A 9,518-nucleotide genomic window follows, 5' to 3' on the forward strand; every position below is an offset into this window, starting at 1 on the left:
GATCGCAACGAAATGATGCCGCAACGATAGCACAGCGCCGAAACACCAGCGAGGCCACGTACGACGGCACTTCGGACAGAATCCGTCGTTTGGCGCCGCCCGCTCAGTGACCCGGCTCGATCCCCTCTTCCAGCTCCAGCATCAATCCGCTCAAGCGCTTGACCTTGCGGCGCACGGCCTCTTCGAATACGCCGGCGCGAGGCTCAATCAGGGTGAACCAGTGTTTGGCCCGGGTTATTCCGGTATAGATCAGTTCCTTGGTGAGCACCGGGTTCAGGGCGTCCGGCAGAATCAACGCTGTATGGGCAAATTCCGAGCCTTGGGATTTGTGTACGGTCATGGCGTACACGGTGTCGACATCGTTGAGCCGACTTGGCAGGACAAAGCGCACTCCGCCCTGACCATCGTTGCGCGGGAAGGCTACACGCAGTACTTGCCGTCCAGCCTCGGGGCCTTCTCGTTCCGGCAGCTTGAGGGCAATACCAATATCGCCATTCATCAAACCCAGGCCATAGTCGTTGCGGGTCATCAGCACGGGCCGACCTTCGTACCACTGGTGGTCGCTATCGATCAGCCGAGCCTTGAGCAGCGCGTCGGTCACTCGCTGATTCAAGCCTTCCACACCCCAAGGCCCTTTGCGTACCGCGCACAATAGTTGGAAGGCGTCGAAAGCTTGCAGCACCACGCGAGCCCAATCGGTCCAGCATGGATCGTCGAGCGAGCTGCCGAGCGATGGCCGCTGACTGCGCAAAAGACTCAGGTAATGCCGATAACCTTGTGGCCCCTCGCTATGACCTTCGAGCAGCAAACGCTCCAGCGCCCGGTCATGCTCACCCTTGAGGGGGAGGGAAAATACGTCCTGATGGCTTCCAGCCGCCAATAACTTGCGGGCTTCCTCAGGTTGCTGCCGATTGACCCAACGGGCCAACTGGCCAATGCCGCTGCCTTCGCCGAAGCGCCGTGAGTGACGCAACATCACGACTTGCTGAGCCAGGGGATGCGTTCCGTTAATATCTTCGTGCAAACCGCTGGTACGCAGGTTTTCACCGCTGACCGCCTCGAGCCAGTGGCGTGTCTGCGGACTGTACCAACCGCCTTCGGCGTCGCGGCACAAATCACCCAGGACGGCACCGGCCTCTACCGACGCCAGTTGATCCTTATCGCCGAGCAGCACCAGACGGGCGTGGGCCGGCAATGCGTCGAGCAGATTGGCCATCATTTCCAGGTCGATCATCGAGGCTTCGTCCACCACCAATACATCCAGCGGCAAGCGATTGCCGGCATGATGCCGGAAATGCCGGGTGCCTGGACGACTGCCGAGCAAACGGTGCACGGTAGTCACCTCCGACGGGATCTTCTCCCGCACTGTTTCAGCAACTTCCAAGGTTTGAACCTGTTGGCTGATGGACTCGGTCAATCGTGCGGCAGCTTTGCCAGTGGGTGCCGCGAGACGAATGCGCAGCGGTTTACCGGCCTCCACCGCTGGCGCCTGGAGCAATGCAAGCAAACGCACCACCGTGGTGGTTTTACCGGTTCCCGGGCCGCCGGTGACGATGCTGAATGCACTACGGGTAGCGAGGGCACAAGCGAGTTTTTGCCAGTCGATCACTTCATCAGGCCTGGCCGGACCGAACAGGCCCGTCAGGCGTTGAGGCAAATCACTCGGTGTTGTTTCATGTGCTGTCAGACGCTGATGCAGGGCGTTATCGATGCGCCTTTCGTAAGCCCAATAGCGGCGCAGGTACAGGCGTTTACCCGACAGCACTAATGGTCGGTGTTGCGCGGCCTCACGCCCGTCGACGGCCAGCGCCACCAGACGGCTGGACGCCAGAACCTTGCACCAATGAGCACCGTCCAGCGCCTCAAGCAATTGCGACGGCAGCAACATCGCGCCACTTTGCAGATCACCTTCCGGCGGCAGCGACAGCGCGAAGTCCGGCTCTTTCAGCGTCTCGAACAGATCGAGGCAAACATGGCCGTGACCCAACTGGTGGCTGGTCAACGCCGCGGCAAGCAGCACCAACGGATCATCGTCGGGGGCGAGTTCGTGGAGAAAGGCGACGAAGGCCTTGTCCAGCGCCCGCAGCCAACCGCGTTCAACCCAGCGTGTGAGCAGCAGCAACAAGTCATCTGCGCGACTCAGCGGGGCCAGATCCGCCAGACTTTCGGCCGCCAATGGCGTGGGCAGCAAATCGGCGAAGGTGCGACTCATAGCAGTACTCCCTGTTCCCAGGCGGGTTCGGCCTTGGGCTCTGGCTTGCCCTGGAACAACCGGTCCAGACGCTCGATCAGCTCCCGTGGCGGGCGGGCGAAATACACGCCCTGGCTGGCCGCGCGAGTACCGCGAAGGAACAGGTACAACGCCCCTCCGACATGCCGGTCGTAATCGTAATCGACCAGCCGCGCCTTGAGCTGACGATGCAGGGCGAGCAGGTACAAGACATATTGCAGGTCGTAACGGTTATCCAGAATCGACTGCTCCATGGCCTGCTCGGTATAGGCCGCGTCATCGAGGCCCAGCCAGTTGGATTTGTAGTCGGCGACGTAATAACGACCGTCGTGCTCGAACGTCAGGTCGATGAAGCCTTTGAACATGCCATTGAGCAGCACCGGTTCGGCGGCCACCCTGGCCACGCCGTTGTGGGTGTATTGGCGCACCAGTTCATCAAGTTTGAGCACATCGACTTTGTGACTGGCGAACCAGAATTCCATTTCGACCCGGTATTGGGTCAGTTGCTCAAACACCACGGGTGCCTGTCCGCCACCAATGTGCAGCGGAGATTTGAGCAGGTGCTGTAGCCAGTCACTCAACGTCGTAATCCAGCCTTCCCAGCCACGGCGATTGCAGCGGCGGGCGATGGCGTCCTCCACAGCTTGTGGTGCAGCGGCAAAACCTTCGTCACCGGCCCACTCAAGCAATCCATGGAGAAAAGTGCCGGGGTTCGGTCCGCGAGGAAATCGATGGATATCAGCGCCTCCCGCAATCACTTCTCGCGGCGCTTGCGGATCGAGACGTTCGTCGTCAAAAAGCTTTTGTGCTTGCGGGCTCTCCGGAGCTTCGTCACTGCCCACGCTCAGACTGTCGCCAATGCGCAAGGCGCTGTAGGAGGCAATCCACCAGTTTTCGCTGGCCTTGCGCTTGGGTGTCAGCGGCGCAAGCAAGGTCGCTTCATTGCGCGGCGGATGGTAGTGCTCAGCGCTAGCTTCAGGCATTTCGCTGGAGTTCAGCGCCGGGCAGTCTTGCTGCAAATCTTCCAGCCAGCGTCGCAACCCTGCCGACTCGGCCAATGGCGCACCACCGCCCAGCAGATAACCCAACGCTGAAAGGTGCAACATCGAGCCATTGTTATTGCCGCGCTTGAGGTCCGTCACACCGAGCCAGCAGGCATGTTGTGCCCGGGTCAGGGCAACATAAAGCAGCCTAAGATCCTCGGCCAAGCGCTCATCATCGGCCTGGGCGACCAACTCCGGCGTCGGCTTCAAACTCACTTGAGCGTTGCCCTTCGCGTCGTGGTAATACAAGGGCAAACGGCTGCCATCCACCGGTTTTGCCGAGCAAACGAACGGTAGAAACACCAATGGATATTCAAGCCCTTTGGATTTGTGGATGGTCACAACCTTGACCAGTTGCTCGTCGCTTTCCAGGCGCAGGATCTGTTCTTCGCCAGCCTGACCGGACAACGCCAGATGCTCGGACAAATGACGGATCAAGGCTTGCTCGCCATCAAGCTCGGCGGCGGCCTGCTGTAGCAGCTCGGACAAGTGCAGCAGGTTGGTCAGCACCCGCTCGCCATCGTTGCGCGCGATCAACGCCTGAGGCAGTCGGAAGTCGTGCAACAAACGTCGCAGCATTGGCAGCACGCCCTGCTTGCGCCAGAGCTCGCGATAACCGCGGAATTGCATGACCCGCGCTTCCCAAGCCAGTTCGTCCTGATTCAACCGTTCCAATTCAGCCAGCGAAAGGTTCAGCGTGATGCAGGCCAGCGCGGCACGGAGGGGGCGCTCGACATCTGGTTCGGCACACGCCTTGAGCCAGGTCAGCAGGTCATGGGCCTCCTGCGCGGCGAACACGGAGTCCTTGTCTGACAGGTAAACACTGCGCACGCCGCGGGCCGAAAGTTCGCCACGCACGGCTTGGGCCTCCTTGCCGTCGCGCACCAGAATTGCAATATCCGATGGCAGCAGACCTTTGAAGCCCTTACCGTCCTGGATGAAGCCAGCACGGTCTTGCTGGCCACCATTGAGCAGCGCGGTAACTTCACTGGCGCAGGCAGCGGCCAGTTGTTGTCGATACACCGCTCCAGACAGAGGCTGATCAGCGGACAGGTGCCAGATGTTCAGGGCCGGTACAACCTGACCATCAATGTGCAGGACTTCTTTTCGCCCTTGGGATTCGACGGGCAGGAACGGTACCGGATTTTCGCCATTCTTCTCACGAAAGAGGAACGCTCCGCGTCCCTGCTCACGAGATTCGGCGCGCTCGAACACATGGTTCACCGCGTTGACCATGCCATGACTGGAACGGAAGTTGGTGCCCAGGGTATGCAGGCGGCCAGTGGTGGCCTGGCGGGCGCGCAGGTAGGTATAGATGTCGGCCCCGCGGAAGGCATATATCGCCTGCTTCGGGTCACCGATCAGAAACAGACCGGTTTCAGGATTGTTGTCTTCGATGCGATAAATGCTCTCGAAGATTCGATACTGCACCGGGTCGGTGTCCTGGAATTCGTCGATCAACGCGACTGGGAACTGCTCGCGGATCAGTGTTGCCAGGCGCTCACCGCCTTCGGACTGCAAAGCCGCATCAAGGCGCAGCAGCATGTCATCAAAGCCCATTTCCGCGCGACGACGCTTTTCTTCCTCGAACCGTGCACCGACCCAGTGGGCGGCGTGTTGCAGCACGGCGGCATCGGGGGTCGGCAAACCATCGAGACTGGCCTTGAGAGCGGGCATCGCATCGAGACCGGGATGACGGGGGACTTCACCCTTCCAGGCTTCAGCCATGCCATCGGGAGTCAGACGAGTGAAGCCGGTGCCAATGTCCAGTTGCTCGAGAGACTCATCTTCGGCCCAGGCACGGAGCTTTTCGAACCAGGGTTCGAAGTAGCGCGGCTGCATCTTGCGGCCATCGACGCTCTTGCTTGTGACGCCCTGGTGACAGATGGCAAGCAACTCATCCGCCCATTGGCGCCAGGGCATCTTGAGTTCAAGCAAAGCGGCCCGTCGCTCCTGCAGGCACTCGGCAATCAACTCGGCAGGCTCTTTACCTTCAACACTGTCACGCTCACTGGCGAACAACCCACGCACTCGCGGCAGTAACGCCGCCGGGCCGCCCCAATTGCCGCGAACCCAGTTCAGTGCATCGCCTTGCATCGGGTAGCAGAACAGTCGCCAGTAGTCGCGCAGGACTTCGCCGAGCAAATCGCTGTGATCGGTTTCCAGGGTCTGGGTGAACAGGCTGCCACTGTCGAACGCGTGTTCGCGCAGCATGCGCTGGCACCAACTGTGGATGGTCGATACCGCCGCTTCATCCATCCACTGGGCGGCAATGTCCAGACGGTTTGCACAACCGGACCACTGTTCGGGAAGGTACTGCTCGCGCAATTCGGCAATGAGGCCATCCGGTGCCGGTGTCTCATCGCGGAAAAACCGTGCGGCTTCAGCCAGCCGAGTGCGAATACGTTCGCGCAGTTCTTTGGTCGCCGCATCGGTGAAGGTCACCACGAGGATTTGCGGCGGCAGCAATTCACGGCCAAAACCGCTCGATTCGCCGCCGTGGCCAAGGACCAGACGCAAGTACAGCGCAGAAATGGTGAAGGTCTTGCCGGTACCGGCGCTGGCTTCGATCAGTTGGCTGCCACGCAGAGGGAATGCCAGGGCCAGCGGTGTTTTCGTGGTCATGAGCGCGCCTCCTCGCTGGTCGATGAACGCCACGAAGCTTCAAACAGCGGCCGATACAAAGCGTCGCACCAATCGGGGAAGGTCTCGTCGGCAATCAGCGCATCGTAATCGGCGAATTGCCGAGCGAGCGCCGGGCTTTCGCGACGCTCGCCGTCCGTGGTTTGGCCGTCGCCTTCATAGGCCTTGCGGGCAGCGGCGTCAGCTTTGGCCGGGTCGGTTTGAGCGAGCCAGGCGAACGCTGTTTTTACTGCAATCGGCAGCGGCTGGCGCATGCCCGTTTGCCAGGCCAACAACAGATCACCCAGAATCCGGGATGCTGCAGCCTCCGCCATCGGACCGAGCAGCAAACTGTCGTCGTTGGCCACCAGCGCGGTTGTCATCGGCATGCCGCTGGCACATGCAACCAGGTGATTGACCCAAGGTCGCGTCAGACGATGCCATTTGCGAGCCTTGATCGAACCGATGCTGTTGGGAATCGTAGTCACCGACAACAATCCACCATCTGCGCGTTGATGCAGACCACTGAGCCAGCCCTCCAGACGCAATCCTTGTAGCTCCAGACTCACCGGCAACGCACTGGTGAGCGGGTTTGGCCATAACGCTAGAAGTTGCTGATAGCGCAGCAGCAGATCCGGCAGCGGCTCGATCAACTCTCGCTGAAGACATTCGCCAAAACCGGCCATGGGCAAGAGCCCGCTGTTTTGCAGGCGTTTTGCCTGCGCCTCCAGAACCTGATCGGTCTGGTCCAATTGCCCCAGTGCCGCTTCGAGCAAGCTGTCACTGAGGCTATAGCGTTGCAACGCGTCGAGTACGAATGGCTCTTCATCTGCCAAAGGCACTTCGGCAGCCTCGAAGAACACTTTGAGCCGCTGGCTGAAGAAATGTCGTACAGGGTTGCGCAGAAAATCCTGCAACTGACCCAGGCTCAGCGGTTCGTCCTGGACGTAGGGTTCAAGCACTTCGATATCAGTCGCCCGATCACTGGTTTGATGAAGAACCTGCCACTCGCTGGCGTAGCTGAATAGATCATCGCCTTCGTGAAAGTAGCGAGCGCTGAAAGGTTGCAGCGGGTGTTCCTGAGTCATGGATTCAAGCAGGTCATCATTGTCATCGTGCAGTCGCCAGCCACTACCGAGATGGTCACGCAACTGCCCTATCAACACCGAAGCAGGGCGCTCGCTGTTGTCCCGAATACTGCGGCCAACCCAGCTGATATAGAGTTGGTCGCCTGCGGACAACAATGCTTCCAGCAACAGATAGCGATCATCTTCGCGTCGGGAACGATCACCGGGGCGGTAGTCACTGCCCATCAGATCGAAATCCAGCGGCGGCTGCGCGCGAGGATAATCGCCGTCATTCATGCCAAGCAGGCAGACCAGTTTGAAGGGGATCGCTCGCATGGGCATCAAGGTACAGAAGTTAACGGCCCCGGCGAGGAAACGCTGGGACAGGCGACCTTGGTCGAGACCCGCCAGCCAGGCTTCCCGGACTACGGTCAGCGGTAATTCGTCCTGCAAACCTACAGACTCGCAGGTATCGAGCCAGGTCTCACGCAGCTCTTCGAGTTGGGCCAACAAATAGTCGTCATGCTCGTTACTGGCCAGGAAAAACAACTGCACCAAAGCTTGCAACCGCGAACCCCATTGTTTGGGCGCTGCAGGTTGAGTGAGTTCCTGATGGGCAACTTCCAGAGCATCCAGCAGTGCCACCAAAGGACCTATGAGCGCGGCATCCAGACCACCGATTTCATCGTAGGGTTCGATACCCTCACAGGCACTGGCGCTGCCCACGGCATAACCCAGCAGCATCCGTCGCAGACCGAAACGCCAACTGTTTTGCTCCAGTTCTTCAGGCAGGCCCAGACCCGCGCGCTGCTCGGCGTTCATCCCCCAGCGGATGCCTGCGCCTTCAATCCAGCGATGCAAGGTCGGGAGGTCACGTTCCTCTACGCCAAACCGAGCGCGTAATGCCGGAACGTCGAGCAGATCGAGGATCTCGCTGACAGGGAAGCGACTGTCGGGCAGTTTGAGCAGATGCTCGACAACGATCAGTAGCGGGTCACGACCGCGCTGGCCTTGATCCGCAAGCGTGAAAGGAATGAAGCGCGGATCAAAGCGATCAAGCTGACCAAAGACAGCACGGATGTGCGGGGCATAACTGTCGATGTCCGGGACCATCACGATTACGTCGCGAGGCCTCAGGTCTGGGTCAGCACTGAATCGTGCGAGCAACTGATCGTGGAGTATTTCCACTTCACGTTGAGCGCTATGGGCGATGTGAAAACGGATCGATTCGTCCTTCTTCAGATCGACAGCAGGCCAACGTTCGCGAGTTTCGTTCAGAGGACGCAATTCCAGGATGTCGTCCTGCAACTGATTGAGCATGTTCTGTGGCAGGTTCTCGCTGAACAGGTCGATACGCCCGTCGCGAAATGCTGAGCGATAGCTATTGGGATCGTCGTAGCTGTCGAGCAGATTAATGTAATCCCGCCCCTGCTTTCCCCACGCTGCCAGCAGCGGATGGGCATGCTGATGGAGCGTTTGCGAGTCGAGCACAACCGGCATGCCGCTCTTGCGAGCCTGACGCTTGTACTGATGTCGCAAGAGATCTTTATCGGCGACGATGTCCGCCCAATGGTGACGACATGGGTTGTGTACACACAGCAAAACCTGGCTGAATCGAGCAAGCCCGGCAAGCGCTTCCAGGGCTTGAGCAGGCAGGGAAGAGATCCCGAAAACAATCACCCGTGAAGGCAATCCGCTGGGCGCTACGTCTAGACTATTGATGCGTTCGATAAAGCGTTGGTGCACGCCTGCACGGCTTTGCGCCATGCCTTGTTCACCGACATCCAGCAACAGCGCACGCCATAGCTCAGCCTGCCAGCAGTTGGCCGGGGTCAGGGCTTTGGCTTCGCCTCTGCCATTTCGTAACTGATGGCGGCCTTCTGCCCAGTCTTCGAGCCAGTCGGCACGGTAGACCTGATATTGGTCAAACAGGTCCGCCAGCCGCTCCGCCAATTGATAGCGTTTACGTAAGTCGGTGTCATTGGTAAGAAAGCGCTGCAGGGGTTCGAAGTGCGGCTGGTTGATCAACTGTGGTAGCAGGCGCATCAGACGCCAAGTCAGCGGGGCTTTATCGAGCAGGGATTTGACCGGGATTTCGTCACGTCCCAGCACCATGCGATAGAGCTGCCACATGAAGCTGCCCGGTAGCTGCACGTCGATAGCTGCCGCAATTCCGCAGCCGCCCATGTCATCATCTTCAGGGTCTTCCGCCAATGCCAGCTTAAGCCACTGGGCGATGCCATTGCTCTGTACCAGGGCGATTTCATTTTCCAAGGGAGCCAGCGGGTAGCGCCGCATCCAGCTGACCACCAGGCTGCGTAACTCGTCCAGGCGGTTGCCGTGAACCACCATAAAACCAGCACTGAGGGACGTAGCGTCCGGCATAAAGGCTTCCTTGGAAAAATACAAAAGCTAGGGCCGAACCTTAGCACTGTCGTCAGACTGTGACAGCCGGAAGCGGTCCGATAATGCTGTACGAACTTTCCTGCGGACAAAACAAAACCCCTACCTGCAGATGCAGATAGGGGTTTCGGAATTTGATCTTGACGATGACCT

Annotated in this window: 3 protein-coding genes; all 3 read right to left on the bottom strand. The window is 59.5% G+C overall.

All coding sequences use genetic code 11. From position 1 onward, the window contains the following. Positions 1–103 precede the first annotated feature (103 nt). Genes recD through recC form a run of 3 tightly spaced genes read right to left on the bottom strand, consistent with a single transcriptional unit; the run spans position 104 to position 9,347 of the window. Positions 104–2,212 (bottom strand): exodeoxyribonuclease V subunit alpha, encoded by a 2,109-nt coding sequence (gene recD, locus NHU87_RS17850; RefSeq protein WP_253551289.1) that lies wholly within the window; start codon positions 2,210–2,212, stop codon positions 104–106. Beyond that, the gene (recB, locus tag NHU87_RS17855; protein ID WP_253551291.1) at positions 2,209–5,898 is read right to left on the bottom strand and encodes an exodeoxyribonuclease V subunit beta; all 3,690 of its coding nucleotides are present in this window, start codon (positions 5,896–5,898) and stop codon (positions 2,209–2,211) included. Before recB ends, recD begins: the two co-directional genes overlap by 4 nt. Further along, the gene (gene recC / locus NHU87_RS17860) at positions 5,895–9,347 is read right to left on the bottom strand and encodes an exodeoxyribonuclease V subunit gamma (RefSeq protein WP_253551293.1); all 3,453 of its coding nucleotides are present in this window, start codon (positions 9,345–9,347) and stop codon (positions 5,895–5,897) included. The genes recB and recC overlap by 4 nt, the downstream gene beginning before the upstream one ends. Between the last annotated feature and the right edge of the window lie 171 nt (positions 9,348–9,518).

The organism is Pseudomonas mandelii, from assembly GCF_024138395.1.
Taxonomy (GTDB): Bacteria; Pseudomonadota; Gammaproteobacteria; order Pseudomonadales; family Pseudomonadaceae; genus Aquipseudomonas; species Aquipseudomonas mandelii_E.